Here is a 16,824-nt window from a genome sequence, read left to right as displayed (position 1 = left end):
TAATTTCAAAATAACATTATGTTTAAACATTTATTAAAAACACTATTATTATGGTGTACTGTAGCCGGTTTTACGGCATGTTCTTCAGATTCAGATGCTCCGGAAGCACAAACATCGTTACAGCTTGAGCTAAAGGTAGTTCCGGAAAATCTCCATGTTAAAGAATATAAACATCTTACGGTGAGCTTTAAGGAGCTTAACACAGGATTTACCGTTTCCCGGGAATTAAAAAATACGAATACCCTACAGCTTTCACTTCCTTCGGGAACATACCATATTATTGCTGAGGGAAGCATTGTTTATTCTGACGATTCAGGCTCTGCAGACGCTAAAGTCGGTGGTGTACAGACAGGAGTTGTAATCAGCGGAAATGAGCAAAATAAAACAATGGATATTGCTTTAAAAGCAGGAAGCAATGACCTTATTCTGGAAGAGGTCTTTTTTACCGGGACAAAAACACCACAGGGAGCGATGTATTTCGGAGATCAGTATTTTAAAATTACCAATAATACAGACCACGTTTTATATGCTGATGGTATGCTTCTGATACAATCCAGTTTTATGACCAATGAAAAGCAGGATTACAGTCCGAATATCATGGGAACAACCCTATCTGCCGGAGCGATCATCAGAATCCCCGGGGCAGGTAATACTTACCCTGTACAACCGGGAGAATCCATTATCATTGCAGAAGATGCCATTAACCACAAAGAATTCAATGTTCTATCGATTAATCTTTCGCAGGCTGATTTCCAGATTTTCAAAGAAGACTCGGATGATATTGATAATCCTGCAGTTCCTAAAATGATCAATGTATTTGAAAAAATGGTCATTCATACCCAGGGATATTATGCTTATGCACTGGCCCGTATGCCTGAAGGAATGACTAATGAGGCTCTGATCAGTCAGAATTCATATACTTATCAATACAATCTTACCTTCGGAGGAGATGTTTATCCTATGGACGGAACAGCGGTTAAAATTCCGAACGAATGGATTACTGATGCGGTCAATCTGAGTGTGCAGGATTCTTTTCAATGGCTGGTAACTTCTCCTTCTTTAGATATGGGATGGACTTCCGTTACCCAGTTTGACGGTGACAAGAACCGTTTCGGAAAAGCGGTCCGCAGAAAAGTAGCAGGTCAGTCTTCGGAAGGCAAAAATATTTTAAAAGACACCAACAATTCCACTGCAGATTTTGAGCATGGTGTAAAACCTTCATTATTTAACTAAAATGAAATATTCCCGTTCCATACTTGTATGTTTTATCCTTCTATTGGGGACAAAATTCCAGGCACAGGTCAATGATACCATTATGGAAAAAATCCGTGAAGAATACAGTTTTGAAAGAAAACTGAAAAATAATATCAATACCAACCCGGCCAGCCATATGGGAGCAAGAAAATACAGTATCACAACCTTCAGCGTGATGACTGAAGACCATGACACTCCCAATGCTTTACAGCAAAAAGGCAAAGGAAAGAGTGTATGGGGTGCAGAAACCAGCACCTTACAGATACCGGACAGTAACACCGTAGTATGGGGCAATGCTTCTTATACCCAGGGAAAAAATAAGCAGATGCTGTGGAACGAAAATGATGATTACGATCTGATCTATCCCTATGTAGCCGCCGATAGTGTCGGAGGTACTATGAAATTTGAGAATTATTCTTTTTCGGGAGGATATGCTAAAAGAATCAACAGTTTTACCATGGGTATTGCAGGAAGCTATAAGGCCGGCTTAAGCTACCGCGACATAGATCCAAGGCCCAAAAACATTTCTGCCCATTTTTCACTGGCACTGGGGGCCAATAAAATGATGTTTGATCAATTTAAAATAGGAGCCTATCTGGAAGCTGAAAAATATACTCAGAAACATGATCTGAGCTTTGTCAGCAACCAGGGGTTTCCCATGATCTACAACATGACCGGACTGGGTAATTATAATGAACTTCTTTCCGGAAAGCTCCGGCAGGCGTATTATGAAGGCTGGACTTATGGCGGAGGGATACAAATCTTTGAAGCAGCCAACAGAAACTGGTATTTTAACTTTGGAATGAAAAAGTTGAACCTGGATAAGTTCCTGACAGAATTTACTGACCTTAATGCCTCAAAAATTGATGAACAGCAGCTGAACTTTTCTTTGGGAAAAATTTTTGATGCAGGAAAAATAATGTGGGGACTCTCAGCAGACGGAAGCAGCATGGAAAGAAAAGGAACTGAAAATTTATTCCTGAATGATAACTCAAGAAACTATATCCAGATAGGAGCGCTGGAAAAATACAATCATAAGATCAGCAATCTCCTGTTTAAAGGACTTCTGCAAATCGGAAAAGAAGCAAAGTCTTCTTTCATTCCATTTTTAGGATGGATTCAGGAAAAGGAAAAATACAGTAATCCCCTGTCCATTGTAGAAATTAATAGGCTTGTATATGGTGCAGACTATCAGTGGTTAAAAACATTTGACCCCAGTCTTGCGCTATCTGTTGGTATAGGAATTTCAATGACTGATGTCTATAAGAAGAATTCGGTTTTTAGCAGCTCCGGGAAAGTATCCATCAACCAAATGCTGCAGGAAAATTATGCATTTCAGTCTTCTGACTTCTGGCAGGCCAGGATGGATGTTAAATTCCACTTCAGTTTTCCCGTTATCAAAAATGCGTTCGTAGGGAGCAAAATCATTTACAGTCATTTCAAAAGCAGCAGCAATATGCAGTTCGCTATGAGCATAGGAAGCATTTTTTAAATTCAGAAGAACGATGAAATTTTCAGATATTAAATTAGTACTGCTGATCGGAGGAGTTTCTTTATTTTGTATGCAGCATACGCTGCAGAAGTATCGTGTAGATTACGGAGAGGTCGCAGAACAGTATAAAAGACCGATAAAATACTGGCCCAGCCCTTCTATTGACTCCATGATCAATTGGACGGAATTTGAAGCCGTAGAATGGGATTCCAATTATTATGAAACCCAGGAACTGCCTGAGGTGATGCTGGGGAAAAAACTATTTTTCGATCCCAAGCTTTCTGCATCCGGCCAGATCTCGTGCAGCAGCTGCCATAATCCCGAACTGGGCTGGGGAGACCGTCAGGAAGTTGCATTGGGTCATGACCACCTTCAGGGGAAGAGAAATACCCAATCTCTGTATAATATCGGAGATCGGAAATCTTATTTCTGGGACGGAAGAGCCCCAACCCTGGAAAAACAACTGGTAGGTCCCATTTCCGCACACAATGAAATGAATATGAAGCCGGAAAAACTCGCTAAAAAACTCTATGCTTACCAGGAATACAGGCGGCTTTTTAAAGAGGTCTATAAGACAGAAAGAATAACATTTGACAAAATAGCCCGTGCTTTATCTACCTTTCAGAAAACCATCAAAAGCCAGCCTAGCCGGTTAGATAAGCTTATCAAAGGCGATTATAAAGCATTGAGTGACAAAGAAATCTATGGCATGCACCTGTTCCGAACCAAAGCAAGATGTATGAACTGCCATTATGGTAAATACCTTACCGATGAGTCTTTTCATAATATCGGCCTTACCTATTACAAAAGGGAATATGAAGATCTTGGAAGGTATCTTATTACCAAAAACCCGGATGATGTGGGGAAATTCAAAACGCCTTCCCTGAGAGACCTGGAGTATACCGCTCCCTGGATGCATAACGGATTGATGGATGACATGCATGGGATTGTCAATTTATACAACAGCGGGATGCAGATGATCAATCCGACACCGGAAGAAAAGAAGAATGATCCTAATTTCCCAATCACTGATCATCTGATAAAGCCTCTGCATCTCAATGAGGCAGAGACAGATGCTATTGTTTCTTTTTTAAAAAGCATATCCGGAAGTTATTATAAAATGCCGCGGCCGGAGATTCCCAGAAAATAAAAACTAAGTTATCCGCTAACCGGATGTTGTTAACATTTCAGTTTCACATTCGTAGAGATGAAATGATGATGCCTGAACGTTCTGTTCAGGCATCTACATCTATTATTAAAACTTAAATCCGACACTTAAATATATCCTGGAAAAATCAAGCTGATTATTTCTTGAAAAATTAATATTGATTGGTCCTATGAGAGATTCATAGCCAATATTCAAACCATAGCCAAACATATCAAAGCTGTCATTAAAAGGAGAAAATTCCTCACTTACCTTACCATAACTGAAAGAAGGCATAAGATACAGCCTTCTCATAACCCGGTATTGAAGAGACAATCCCGCTTTGGCAACAGAGGTCATAGGTAATTCTTTCTGGCGGAGACCGTTGAATTCCGGATTCATAAGATCATAATTGTATTCACTTCCCCCGATATTGTATTTCTGATTAAGAAAAAGATAAGGAACATTCTCCTTTACCGGCCCAAAACTTGTTCCAAGGAACAGGTTAACCTTAGCAGCCAGCCTTCTGGTAATAGGATAAGCAAAGTTTTCATTCAGCGTAAATGAAACCAGGTTCTTCGGTTTGGAATAATAATCTTCTTCAGGATTTAATATGGGATACAGCTGAGGCTGTACCTGCTTCAGGTCATATAAATTATATTGATCTCCATAATAAAACCTGGTGCTTATCTGCAGGTGGTTTCCTTTTGTGAAGTAATATTTCTTATTGAGATTATTCTGCTCAAATTTCAAAAAAGTATTGAAATTACTGTGATTATAGAGTTTCTTATTATAATTATCCACTTTCGACTGATCCACTTTATCCAGTAAAGTATACATTCTTTCAACACTGAATTCTGTCCCTAAAGAAAAAAAAGCATTAGGAGTAATATTATAATTCAAGGCAATCTTACCCGTTATATTTCTATAGATGTGGTTAGGAAATCTTGCACTTCCGTCTTCATCAAACATCTCCAACAATCTAAACGTCAAGTCATTACTTTTAAGATGAATCATTTTCGCCTCTATATCAAACCACCAGCGATCACCTTTACCCAAAAACTGCTGATAGGCCAGTTTTGCTTTAAAACGTTCCGAAATATCTATCGCAGCTAAAAATCTAGACCTGTTTAAAAGAATATTTCTGTAGGTATAATTGACAATAATCCCTACAGACTGCTCAGTATCATAATGAAGGGCCAGTTTAAAGGCTCCCTTTTTCGCTCTTTTTACAAAAATATTCATGACCAGGCCTTCCTCTACTTGGGTATATGTGTAATATACTTTCAAATACTGCCGCATTCCAAAAACCCGGTCTATGGCTTCATTAATGGTTTTTGCATCATAATACTTCCCTTCTTCCAGTCTCATTTGCTTTTTGATCACTTCTATTTCTGCAGCATCTTTAAGAGGAGTTCCATCTTCTTCATTGTAAGTAAACTGTACAGTCGGCAGTTTTACCTCTTCAATTATTTCATGCTCATACCTGATCCCCAATTTTCGCTGTGCTTCGGCCAGTGCTACGAATTCGGGAAGATGTTTTTTGGCTTCCATCTCTCCGATCTTAATGATCCTTCTGTACCTGGCAAAATCTTTTGTCGTGATATCTCCCAAAGGATCAACAAAGTCTACCAATATATTCGATAAGGCCTTTTGATGTTTAAAGTCTTCAACGGAGCGAATGGCATGAGTCTGATAAATCATTTTCATCGGATTCTCAATTTCTTTTTTAGTAAAAAGCCTGAACCCGGTGTAGCCTCCAATTACAAAATCAGCGCCCATCTGCTGAACTTCATTAGCAGGGTAATTACGATCAAGGCCGCCATCTACCAGGAGTTTTCCATCAATATAGACCGGAGCAAAAGCAGCAGGTATTGCCAGTGTAGCCCGGATCGCTAATGGCAGAGATCCTTTTTTCTGCATGATCAGCCCTCCATTTTCTATATCTGAAGAAGTAAGTTGTACAGGAATACGCAACTTGCTGAAATCATTGATATGTTTTGCATTAAATGTCAATGTATTAAGTACCTCCCCCATATACTGTCCTTCAATATAGGAACTTGGAAGAGTCGGAATTCCTTTCACTACAGGAAACTCCAGGATGTATTTGTCATATTCATCCTTTTCACTGATATTGACTTTGCTGTAGGGAATTTTATTGCTGAGAATCCTGTTCCAGTCAACTTTATGGACCGTTTCTTTTAGCTGATCCGCATTGTATCCCATAGCATATAAACCACCTAAAATCCCTCCCATACTGGTTCCTGTGATATAATCCACCCTGATTCCCAGTGAATCGATCATTTTTAAAATGCCGATATGGGCAAACCCTTTTGCTCCCCCGCCACTGAGCGCCAAACCAAATTTAGTATCCTTGGTGATGTTTTGTAAAGCAATATTCAGAGAATCGTTTGTTTGCTGAGACCTGGCCATTAAGAAAAGAAATACAGCTAAAAATATCAGGCTCTTTTTCATGCGCTTTTTAATTTATTCAGGTTAAATCCTGTTTATTTATAAAAAACAGTAATCGAGGCGTAAATATACAACAAAAAGCAGGTTTCTTTGTCCGGCCTACATGACAAAAAAAACATATTTCAACTCTGGTCTTTTACAAGATAAAAAGGGATTTATATTTGAATTAAGGACACAAAGACATGTGGAATCTGGGCTCTTTTTAATAGGGCTTTATACTTTCCACAAAGGGAATTTCCGGATTCAGAATTTCAAGGATAAGGCTTTTAACCGACCTCATTGCATCCTCAATATCTCCTTTTTCAAACTGAAGAGAAACCATTCCTTTTTTGGCTTCAGCAAAGCTCCATATTCCCGTTTCTATAGGGAACCCCCAGAACTCCGGCAGATTCTGTACCACATAATGATAAATACAAAGCTGAAGAGCCTGTTTTCGGTCACTGTTATGAAAGTAACTTTCCACATTGTCTTCATCTATTTTCACAGTAAGGTTTTTTGTTTTAGCTGTTTTATAATCAATAATTCTTAAAGTACCGTTCAGTTTATCAATCCGGTCTATGAATCCAAGAAAGGAAATTTTATCACTCCCGTCAAGGGCAAACTCTACATTTTCAAACCGCCTTTCTATATCTACGATCTCCAGTTTATTTCCCTGTTTTATCAGGTCTAAATCATGCATAAGAACATTTTCAATCACTTTTTTAGCAATTGCCTTATGGATATAGTTCATCCCTTTTTCGTAAAATTCAGGCTGATGCTTAAGCTTCTCAATGGCAATATTTATATAGCTATCTATCGCTTTAACTGAACTCTGTAAATCACTTTCTTTTAAAACCTTACCCTTTAACACTTCATATACTTCTTGAAGTGAATAATGTACAAGATTTCCATAGTTCTTCACCGATAATTCCTCTTCAATTTCATCCGTTTCCGAGGTATTTAGAATCTTGGATAAATAGAAATCTACAGGATTATAAAGATAACTGGTAAGATGGGAAGCGGACACTTTTTCTTTCCATTTCCGAAGACGTTCCAGCACAATTCCGGTCTTGGGAATTTCAATGGGTTTGGTAAGGATCGGTTCCGATGAATTCTCAATGATCAAATGTTCAATCTGATGGGAACTCTCCATTTCGATCTGGGTGATAAACCTGCTCTTTTCTCCGGTATTCACACCCGAGCTTAAAGCATTATACAGCAAATGCACATTCTTCGCATCCTGAATCAGCCTGTAAAAGTGGTAAGCATAAATGCTGTCATTTTCCAGAAAAGTATGCAGATCGAAGAATTTCCGGATATCAAAAGGAATATAGGTATTTTGAGAATTCCCCAGCGGAAGTTTTCCTTCATTGACAGAAAGCATGATCACATTTTCAAAATTCAGAAGACGGGTCTCCAACAATCCCATAATCTGAAGCCCACGTAACGGCTCCCCCTGAAAATCGATACTTTCAGAATTGATATGCTGGTTGATCAGGATCTCCAAAGTTTCCATCCTGATCTGGATATTGTATGGGGTCAGCTGGTTTTTGATAATTCTGAAGGCATTTTCAAAATGGGAAACATTCTCATATTGGATATCATCTATTTCGAGCCATTTTACCTGCTGGCAAAAAGCGATAAGCAGGTCGAGATAAGCATGAGTGCTGGCAGCTTTCTGGAGCAGTCCAAAATAAGAAAGCTCTCCTAAAAGCTCATGCAGCAGTTTTCTGGAAATATAAACGATATTCCGTTCTTCTATTTTTGCTTTAAACTCGTTGATGATCTGTTCATCTTCCGCAGACTTCGGAAGTTCTTCCAGAATAGGAAAAACATCCCGGTAATAATAAGACGACTTGTTTTTCTCCAATTGCTTTTGAAGATAGAAAAGCCGTTTTACCGCGTTGGAAAAGGACAAATTCTTCAATGGGAAACCCATTGTAATATTCAGCGTTTCAATTCCATGCATTACATCAAGGCTCGCGGGAAGAAGATTCTCATCCAGCAATACAACGGCCGTATTGGAATAGGTTGTATTATTGATCTCTTTAAATATCTCCGGCAGTACTTTAGTTTGAGTCACATTTCCGGAAACTTCATAAACCTTTATATTCTTAGGCTGGCTGAAATCATCTTCAATCCATTGAAAAGCTCGGTTATCATCAAACTCTTTCCAGGTTTTATGGTTTCTCAGAAATTTTCCGGCCTCTTGTCTTTCATCATCAAAATAATAGCGGTCTGCCTGAAAAAAACATTGAGCTTTATCCCACTGCAACAAGCTTCTTACCAGTTTTTCCTCCACCGGTGTAAAGGCATTAAAACCACAAAAAACAAATTGTTCTGAAGTATTCTTGGCAAATTGATCAATCTTAGCTTTAGCCGTTTCATGAATCATCCCCGAAGTAGCCCAATTTCTATCTTTGAGTCTTTCCTTTAATTGAGGAAGAAAAACATTCATATTCTGCCAGAAGTTCAGAAACTTCTTTCTGGGTACATCGTCGTCGTCTCCAAGATTCTGAGCCCATTCCTTGATCCTTTCTTCATCAAACATATACTGCAGTACCGCCTGATCGCTATCCGAGAATTTCAAAACATCATCCCAGTCTTTCTGTAAAGTGGGAAACCATTTTAAAAATTCTGCAAAATCATCATTCGGAATAAGATTCAGACTCCTGTACACATCAAATGAAAAAAGCCAGAGTGGAATCCCCTGGATAGGCTGTTTGTCTGCAATTTTATTGATAAGCTCTTCCACTGTAAAAAAATTGGGAAGAAATCCTGAGTAATGATTCTCTTCTAAGATCTGCCTGATGAATACAATGGGACGTTTTCCGGGCAGAACGATATTAAACGCAGAAAGATCCGGGTTTTGTGCTAAGAGTTCGTGAATGATCTTATTGAGAAATTTCAAGGGGTTTTATAGCTTTTTAAATGTTCTAACTCTTCAGCAATGGCCGTATTGTACGCTGCCTGCTTTTCTTTATTCATCCCATGGTTTGTTTCCCTGTCATAGGAGGTCTGGAAATTTTTATACCCGTTCGATATCTCGTTATAAATAGCTTTGAATAAACGGTCATAATCAGCAGATGTCCTGATACTTTCAGCAACAGATTTTCGCATTTTCCTCACAAACAGCTCAGCAATATCGAAATGCTTCTGCTCATGCAGCAAGATATAATCGTTGATTTTTTTTATGTCTTTCCAGGATTTGTCTTCGTTGAAAATGGTTTTAATTTCAACAGTGACAGGGGATTTGGGATTGGTAGATTTCACTACCGAATATTCCCAGCCGCAATGCGTGTAAGCAGCCACATCGGGATTATTTTTCCTGTTGACCGGGCTTTTAAAATTCTCCCAGCTAAGTTTCTGATTCTCTTTCCAGATGAGTTTTTGTCCAAATACACTTCCAACCGCTAAAAAAAGGGATAAAAAAATCAATTTCATGATTACTTTACTACAATTGTTTTTGTAATCCAGCTATTCCCCCCGTTCCAGAATTTAAAAGTATATGTTCCTGTCTTCTGCGGACTGAATCTGATCTGGCTGGCAACTACATAACTCGCTTGGGCACAGGGTCCGTTGGTAATGTACTTGTAAGCTGTAACAGTTCTTTCAAGATTATCATTATAGATATAATCGTATCCGTAGAATCCCTCGCATTGGGAAGGATAGGTAGAATACGTCTTTATACTCTGCACACCATAGACATTCATAGTATCTTTTGTACTCTTAACGCTGTCTATTTTGATTTTGCCGATAGATTCAATCGTACGGTAATCATCGTCATTACACGAGATTAAAACTATTCCCAACAATACTGCCGAAAATCCAATGTTTAAAAACTTTTTCATAGCCTTTAATTTTTGTGATTACCAATACATATTTAGCAAAAATTATTCCTTAATGGTATAAATTTAGGAATTAAAATTACCTTTTGATACATACACTACTTTTTTAGTATCAAAAAATTCTTCATCAAAATAGTTTTTAAGATTATAAATTTCACATCTGATCCCGGCCAGTTCTTCAGCGAGGTCACCTCCTTTTAAATAGAGAATTCCGTTATGCTTGGGATTAAACTGTTCTTTTTCAAATTTACCTTTCAGCCATCTTAAAAATTCAGGCATTTGTGTTACTGCCCTGCTGACTACAAAATGGAACTTTTCTTTTAATTTTTCCGCTCTTCCGTGAACAGCGGTCAGATTCGTTAAACCGATGCCTTCCGCTACCGCTTTTACAACAGTGATCTTCTTCCCGATAGAATCAATCAAAGTAAACTCCGTATCCGGAAACAGAATAGCCAAAGGAATTCCCGGAAAACCACCTCCGGTTCCAATATCCAGTACTTTTGTTCCCGGGGCAAATTCGATCACCTTAGCAATTCCTAAAGAATGAAGAACATGCTTTTCATACAGCGATTCCATATCTTTTCTGGAAATCACATTGATCTTTTCATTCCACTCGTTATAAAGCTCCTCCAATTGAGCAAACTGCTTCAGCTGTGTTTCTGTAAGATCCGGAAAATATTTTAATACTAACGTTGTAGACATGTGAATTATTATAATCCGCAAAAATAGGTTTTTTCTCAGCTTTATTCAAACTTTAAGGTCGGTATCTGAAAATATCAGCCCTTAATGATCAATAACAAAAGCAACATTTTCATCTTTCCCTGGTTTAATGCCGCTAAAAATGGGATCAGATATTACACTTAAATCAAAACCATTCATTGCCATTTACGTGATAATGATTCAATGTAAAAACTGATAAAAATCTTTAAATCAGCCGCTTTTTTATTTCCCTGAAAGGCGTTTTTATTATATATTTGTTAAAATTCAAAAAAATACATGGATAAACTTTCGGATAGAGTAAAAAGACTAGGTTACTCACAGACTTTTGTAATGTCTAATAAAGCCAGAGAAATGAAAGCGAATGGAATAGATGTGATCAGCTTGACTCTTGGCGAACCGGATTTTGATGTTCCGGACAACATAAAACAGGCCGCTTTTGATGCCATCAACCAGAACTACAGTCACTACTCTCCTGTTCCCGGTTTCCTGGAATTGCGTGAAGCCATTGCCTATAAATTAAAAAGAGATAATCATTTAGAATATAAGCCCACCCAAATCTGTGTATCAAACGGAGCGAAACAAGCCATTATTAACGTATTGGCAGCGATCATCAATGATGGAGATGAAGTTCTTCTTCCTGCCCCTTACTGGGTAAGCTACGATGAAATGGTAAAAATGATGGGTGGAACTTCGGTGATGCTTCCAACCTCCTATGTCACTGATTTTAAAATCACTGCCGAGCAGCTGGAAGAAGCCATTACAGATAAGACCAAAGCAGTACTTTTCAGCTCGCCATGTAACCCGTCAGGAGGATACTATACATATGATGAGTTGAAATCCATGGCTAAAGTTATTGCCAAACATCCTCAGGTGACGATAATTTCTGACGAGATTTATGAATATATCAATTACGAAACCAAAACAACTTCCATTCGCACAGTTTCCTGAAGTATATGAACAGACAGCCGTAATCAACGGAATGTCAAAAGCATTTGCAATGACAGGATGGAGAATCGGATATTCTGCATGTCCGGAATGGCTGGCAAAAGCGTGTGAAAAAGTACAGGGGCAGATGACCAGCGGAGCCAACACCATGGCACAGAGAGCCTCTATCACTGCGTTGAAAACAGATCCTTCCGAATACAGATACATGATTGATGCTTTCAAAGAAAGAAGAGATCTTGTGTATGAACTGATCAAAGAAATCCCAGGATTTAAAGTATTGCTTCCTAAAGCAGCATTCTACTTCTTCCCGGATATCTCCTACTATATCGGAAAAACCCTGAACGGAAAGGAAATTAATAATTCGGATGACTTCGCTATGTTCATTCTGGAAAATGCTCATGTAGGCTGTGTAGGCGGACTCTCTTTTGGAAGTCCTGAATGTATCAGATTCTCTTACGCTGCCTCTGAAGAAGATTTGAGAGAAGCTATGAAGCGAATCAAAAATTTATTGGAACCATTCAATTAACAAATTAATAATTAAAAATACAACACAACATGAATCTGTTAAAAAAACTAACCATCGCAACAAGTATTGCCGCTGCAAGTTTTGCAGGATATGCTTTTGGCCAGGATTTCCAATGGAAAGAAGGTAATTCTAATGGCTACAAGTACAAATACGTTACCAATGACCCTACTTCAGCAAGGTACTATACCTTAAAGAACGGGTTAACAGTTATCCTGAGCCCAACCAATAAAGACCCAAGAATACAAACGTATATTGCTACAAAAGCAGGAAGTAAAACTGACCCTGCAGACCACACGGGTCTTGCCCATTATCTGGAGCATATGCTTTTCAAAGGAACCAATCAGTTTGGTTCTAAAGACTGGACTAAAGAAAAGCCTCTTCTGGACCAGATTGATGCCCTTTACGAGAAATACAACCAAACCAAGGATGAAGCTAAAAGAAAAGAGATCTACAAAGAGATTGACAAGGTTTCCGGGAGGCTGCCAAATATGCAATTGCGAATGAATACGACAAAATGATGGCTGGTATGGGAGCTGACGGAACCAATGCCTTCACTTCTTTGAACAAACAGTATACACAGAAGATGTGCCATCCAATGTTCTTGACAAATTTCTTGCTGTCCAGGCTGAAAGATTCAGAGAGCCGGTTTTCAGACTTTTCCACACAGAGCTTGAAGCGGTGTATGAAGAAAAAAACAGATCTCTTGATGATGATGGAGATAAAGTTTTCGACACCATGTTTGCTCATCTTTTCCCTAATAACAATTATGGAAAGCAGACGACAATCGGAACTATTGAACATTTGAAAAATCCTTCTCTTCAGGCCATCAGAAATTACTACGACAGCTACTATGTTCCTAATAATATGGGAATCATCATGTCCGGAGACTTTAATCCGGATGAAGTGATCGCCAAAATAGACAAGGCTTTCTCCTATATGAAGTCTAAAACGGTTCCTGAATATAAGATCGGACAGGAAAAGCCCATCACGGCTCCTGTTATTAAAGAAGTTTTTGGGCCAAATCCTGAAAATGTAATGCTTGGTTTCCGATTCCCCGGAGCGTCTACCAAAGATGCCAGATTATTGAACCTTGTTGGAAACATGCTTACCAACGGACAGGCTGGATTGATTGACCTTGATCTGGTTAAAAAACAAAAATTACTGGGCGCATATGCAGGTTCTTATGCTTTAAAAGATTATTCAGTGTTACTTTTACAAGGAAAACCAACTGAAGGACAGTCTCTGGATGAAGTAAAAAATCTGTTGCTTCAGGAAATCGACAAATTAAGAAAAGGAGAATTTTCTGATGATCTGATCCAGTCTATTGTCAACAACGAAAAGAAAAACATCATCCAAAAAGACGAGAAATACTCTTCAAGAGCAAGTATTTTTATGGATGAGTTTACGTCTGATGTAGACCATAAAGTAACTTTGGAATATGTGGATGAAATTTCGCATCTCACCAAAAAAGATATTATGGATTTTGCATCCAAATACCTGCAAAACAATAGCTATGTAGCTGTTAATAAAAGAAAAGGGGAAGATAAAAGCATCGTAAAGGTCGACAAACCCACAATCACTCCTGTTTCAGTAAACAGAGAGGACCAGTCTCCCTTCCTTAAGAAGATCGATGAAATGCCTGAAAATGCAATCGCTCCGGTATGGTTGAATTACGACAAAGACATCGCTAAAAACAAATTAGCTGAGGTAGATGTGCTTTCTGTAAAAAATACAGACAACGCTCTGTTCAGAATGTACTATCACTTTGATTCCGGAAAATGGAACAACAAAATTCTTCCTATAGCAGCAGAATATCTTCAGTATTTGGGAACTAAAGACAAATCTTCAGAAGTAATCAGTAAAGAATTCTATAAACTTGCTTCAAGTTTCAATGTAGGGGCAGGTAATGAAGAAACTTATGTATCACTTGAAGGTTTAAATGAAAACTTTGATAAGACAATTGCTTTATTTGAAGATTTGATTAAAAACTGCCAGGCAGATCAGACCGCTCTTGACGCTTACAAAACAAGATTGAAAAAAGCCAGAGCGAATGCGAAGCAAAATAAAGGAACCATCATGGCCGGACTGAGAAGTTACGCACAGTATGGCGCACAGAATCCTTTCAACAATGTATTGAGCGATGCTGAACTTGATGCATTAAAAGCAGAAGATCTTATTAATGTACTTCACGACCTGTTCAATTTCAAGCATAAAGTATTGTATTACGGTCCGAAATCAGGAAACGAAGTGGTAGCCTCTTTACAACCTGTCCACAAACTTCCTGCAACCCTAAAAGATCTTCCTAAGTCTAAAACTTTTGCTCAGATCCCTACTGATAAAAACAAAGTGTTGTTTGCCCATTATGATATGGTACAGGCAGAAATTTTCTGGGTAAGAAATGCTGACCAGTATAACCCATCCATCACTCCTACCGTAAGTTTATTCAATAATTATTTCGGAGGCGGCATGGGATCTATTGTTTTCCAGACGATCAGAGAGTCTAAAGCACTGGCCTATTCTACGTATTCTTATTTTGCCCTTCCGGGAAAAAAAACAGATAAAGATATGGTTATGGCCTATGTAGGTACTCAAGCGGACAAGTTCAACGAATCTACTACCGCGATGAATGAACTTCTGACCGCCTTGCCAAAATCTGAACAGCTGTTTGAAACAGCCAAAAGCGGATTGAAAAAATCTATCGCTTCTGAAAGAATTACACATGACGGGATTATCTTTTCTTATCTGAAGTCTCAGAAACTTGGAAACGACTTTGACATGAGAAAGAATGTTTACGAGCAGGCACCCAAATTGTCTTTTGCAGACATCAATACTTTCCATGACAAGGAAATGAAGAACAAAAATTATACATATTGCCTTGTCGCTTCTCAAGACAAAGTAAATGAAGCCGATATGCAGAAATTAGGTGAGGTGAAAAAACTCAACTTAACTGAAATATTTGGTTATTAAAATAAACAAAAGCCCTGAATCCAGGGCTTTCTTATTGAACAAGGAGTCAAAAACAATTATAGATTTTATTTATTGAAAATAAGTTGTTCGATAGATGAATCTTTCCTATATTTGCATTAGAAAATTAAATATAAAAACAGAAAATTATGTCTTTAGTAGGAAAAAAATTCCCAAATTTAACAATTGACGCAATGTCTGAAATGGGTGACGATCTTAGAATTAACATCCTTGATGAAGCAGTAAACAACCAACAAAAAGTTCTTTTATTCTGGTATCCGAAAGATTTCACTTTCGTTTGTCCTACTGAACTTCACGCTTTCCAGGAGGCTTTAGGTGAATTCGAAAAAAGAAACACTAAAGTAATCGGTGCATCTTGTGATACAAACGAGGTACACTTCGCTTGGTTGAATACCCCAAAAGATAACGGAGGGATTGAAGGGGTTACTTACCCGCTTTTAGCTGATACTCACAGACAATTGGCAAACACTTTAGGAATCGTAGACCAGGATTTCGAATACGATGAAGAAGGAAATGAAACGTTCACAGGTTCTAACGTAACTTACAGAGCAACTTACCTTATCGACGAAACAGGAAAAATCTTCCACGAAGCGGTAAATGATATGCCTTTAGGGAGAAATGTAAAAGAATTCTTAAGATTGATCGATGCGTACACGCACGTTCAAAAACACGGTGAAGTATGTCCTGCCAACTGGGAAGAAGGAAAAGACGCTATGAAAGCTGACAGAACTTCTACAGCAGAATACTTAGCTAAGAATTAATATAATGTGGTAATTTGAAAATGAGATAATTTGAGAATTAATCACATGATTATATAAAATTATCTCATTTTCTTCTTTAATAAACATTGGCACATTTTTCAATTAACAAATTTTCAAATTATTATCATGTACACAGAATTAACCGAAGATACATTACAGAATATTGTGAATGACAACGAAAAAGTAGTTGTTCAGTATGGCGCAACATGGTGCGGAAACTGCAGAATCATGAAGCCTAAATTCAAAAAATTAGCATCTGAAAATGAATCTATTCCATTTTTATATGTAGATGCTGAGAAGCTTCCTGAAAGCAGAAAATTAGCAAAAGTAGACAACCTGCCTACTTTCGCCATCTTTAAAAACGGTGAATTGGTAAACCAGGTTCAGTCTAACCAGGCAGAAAGTTTAATTAACCTTTTTAACGAATTATCATAATGAAATTACCAGTAATCAGACAGTTTTATCAAAACCAGACTCCTGAAAACCTAGAAAAAACATTAGAAGTTCTGGAAAGTTTCTGTGAATTCAGAGGAACAAGCGAAGAGGACCTGAATGTGGCAGGAGAGCTGATCACCAATATCTGCGGAGCCTTGGAAGTTCACGCCAACGTACAAAACGGGATGAGCGAAAAAGATGCTTTAAATTCTTTTGCTCAAAAGGTTTTAGGATCGATCGACAAATAATATCTTGCAGTTATT

General features: G+C 38.1%; 11 protein-coding genes and 2 pseudogenes. 8 read left to right on the top strand and 5 right to left on the bottom strand.

Annotated features, from left to right (window positions below; genetic code table 11):
* Positions 1-18: 18 nt before the first annotated feature.
* Genes MUW56_RS19970 through MUW56_RS19960 form a run of 3 tightly spaced genes read left to right on the top strand, consistent with a single transcriptional unit; the run spans position 19 to position 3,896 of the window.
* Entirely contained in the window at positions 19-1,233 is a 1,215-nt protein-coding gene (locus MUW56_RS19970) for a DUF4876 domain-containing protein (protein ID WP_292014841.1), read from the top strand.
* Between the two features lies 1 nt (position 1,234).
* Entirely contained in the window at positions 1,235-2,746 is a 1,512-nt protein-coding gene (locus MUW56_RS19965; RefSeq protein ID WP_292014840.1) for a DUF6850 family outer membrane beta-barrel protein, read from the top strand.
* A gap of 13 nt (positions 2,747-2,759) precedes the next feature.
* A complete protein-coding gene (locus MUW56_RS19960; protein ID WP_292014839.1) occupies positions 2,760-3,896 on the top strand; it encodes a cytochrome c peroxidase in 1,137 nt (378 codons plus the stop codon).
* Between the two features lie 105 nt (positions 3,897-4,001).
* On the opposite strand, the gene MUW56_RS19955 is transcribed toward MUW56_RS19960, so the two are convergent.
* The 5 genes from MUW56_RS19955 to rsmG all read right to left on the bottom strand — a co-directional run bounded on the left by MUW56_RS19955 (position 4,002) and on the right by rsmG (position 10,891).
* The gene (locus MUW56_RS19955; protein ID WP_292014838.1) at positions 4,002-6,365 is read right to left on the bottom strand and encodes a patatin-like phospholipase family protein; all 2,364 of its coding nucleotides are present in this window, start codon (positions 6,363-6,365) and stop codon (positions 4,002-4,004) included.
* Positions 6,366-6,564: 199 nt separating this feature from the next.
* Positions 6,565-9,252, bottom strand: a complete 2,688-nt coding sequence (locus MUW56_RS19950; RefSeq protein ID WP_292014837.1) for a PD-(D/E)XK nuclease family protein — start codon at positions 9,250-9,252, stop codon at positions 6,565-6,567.
* On the bottom strand, positions 9,249-9,785 hold the full coding sequence (locus tag MUW56_RS19945) for a DUF922 domain-containing protein (protein WP_292014836.1): 537 nt from the start codon (positions 9,783-9,785) through the stop codon (positions 9,249-9,251). The genes MUW56_RS19950 and MUW56_RS19945 overlap by 4 nt, the downstream gene beginning before the upstream one ends.
* A gap of 2 nt (positions 9,786-9,787) precedes the next feature.
* Positions 9,788-10,192 carry a hypothetical protein gene (locus MUW56_RS19940; protein WP_292014835.1) on the bottom strand — a complete coding sequence of 135 codons (405 nt, stop codon included), beginning with the start codon at positions 10,190-10,192 and terminating at the stop codon, positions 9,788-9,790.
* A gap of 63 nt (positions 10,193-10,255) precedes the next feature.
* Complete coding sequence (rsmG, locus tag MUW56_RS19935) at positions 10,256-10,891, bottom strand: 16S rRNA (guanine(527)-N(7))-methyltransferase RsmG (protein ID WP_292014834.1); 636 nt, start codon at positions 10,889-10,891, stop codon at positions 10,256-10,258.
* 294 nt (positions 10,892-11,185) lie between these two features.
* Here rsmG and MUW56_RS19930 point away from each other — a divergent pair.
* The 5 genes and pseudogenes from MUW56_RS19930 to MUW56_RS19910 all read left to right on the top strand — a co-directional run bounded on the left by MUW56_RS19930 (position 11,186) and on the right by MUW56_RS19910 (position 16,809).
* Positions 11,186-12,380 (top strand): annotated as a pseudogene (locus MUW56_RS19930) (pyridoxal phosphate-dependent aminotransferase).
* 29 nt (positions 12,381-12,409) lie between these two features.
* Positions 12,410-15,347, top strand: a pseudogene (locus MUW56_RS19925) (insulinase family protein).
* Between the two features lie 146 nt (positions 15,348-15,493).
* Complete coding sequence (locus MUW56_RS19920; RefSeq protein WP_291937462.1) at positions 15,494-16,126, top strand: peroxiredoxin; 633 nt, start codon at positions 15,494-15,496, stop codon at positions 16,124-16,126.
* Between the two features lie 126 nt (positions 16,127-16,252).
* On the top strand, positions 16,253-16,561 hold the full coding sequence (locus MUW56_RS19915) for a thioredoxin family protein (RefSeq protein ID WP_292014833.1): 309 nt from the start codon (positions 16,253-16,255) through the stop codon (positions 16,559-16,561).
* The gene (locus MUW56_RS19910; RefSeq protein ID WP_002980002.1) at positions 16,561-16,809 is read left to right on the top strand and encodes a hypothetical protein; all 249 of its coding nucleotides are present in this window, start codon (positions 16,561-16,563) and stop codon (positions 16,807-16,809) included. Before MUW56_RS19915 ends, MUW56_RS19910 begins: the two co-directional genes overlap by 1 nt.
* Positions 16,810-16,824: the final 15 nt, after the last annotated feature.

The organism is Chryseobacterium sp., assembly GCF_022869225.1.
Taxonomy (GTDB): Bacteria; Bacteroidota; Bacteroidia; order Flavobacteriales; family Weeksellaceae; genus Chryseobacterium.
Note: the sequence above shows the minus strand (reverse complement) of the source record. Positions and strands in the feature narration are given on the sequence as shown.

Excerpts from the sequence above, each read along its gene's own strand:
- MUW56_RS19970 (WP_292014841.1), top strand. The coding sequence starts at position 19 with ATGTTTAAACATTTATTAAAAACACTATTATTATGGTGTACTGTAGCC.
- MUW56_RS19915 (WP_292014833.1), top strand. The coding sequence starts at position 16,253 with ATGTACACAGAATTAACCGAAGATACATTACAGAATATTGTGAATGAC.
- MUW56_RS19920 (WP_291937462.1), top strand. The coding sequence starts at position 15,494 with ATGTCTTTAGTAGGAAAAAAATTCCCAAATTTAACAATTGACGCAATG.
- MUW56_RS19945 (WP_292014836.1), bottom strand. The coding sequence starts at position 9,785 with ATGAAATTGATTTTTTTATCCCTTTTTTTAGCGGTTGGAAGTGTATTT.
- MUW56_RS19965 (WP_292014840.1), top strand. The coding sequence starts at position 1,235 with ATGAAATATTCCCGTTCCATACTTGTATGTTTTATCCTTCTATTGGGG.
- MUW56_RS19940 (WP_292014835.1), bottom strand. The coding sequence starts at position 10,192 with ATGAAAAAGTTTTTAAACATTGGATTTTCGGCAGTATTGTTGGGAATA.
- MUW56_RS19955 (WP_292014838.1), bottom strand. The coding sequence starts at position 6,365 with ATGAAAAAGAGCCTGATATTTTTAGCTGTATTTCTTTTCTTAATGGCC.
- MUW56_RS19910 (WP_002980002.1), top strand. The coding sequence starts at position 16,561 with ATGAAATTACCAGTAATCAGACAGTTTTATCAAAACCAGACTCCTGAA.
- rsmG (WP_292014834.1), bottom strand. The coding sequence starts at position 10,891 with ATGTCTACAACGTTAGTATTAAAATATTTTCCGGATCTTACAGAAACA.
- MUW56_RS19960 (WP_292014839.1), top strand. The coding sequence starts at position 2,760 with ATGAAATTTTCAGATATTAAATTAGTACTGCTGATCGGAGGAGTTTCT.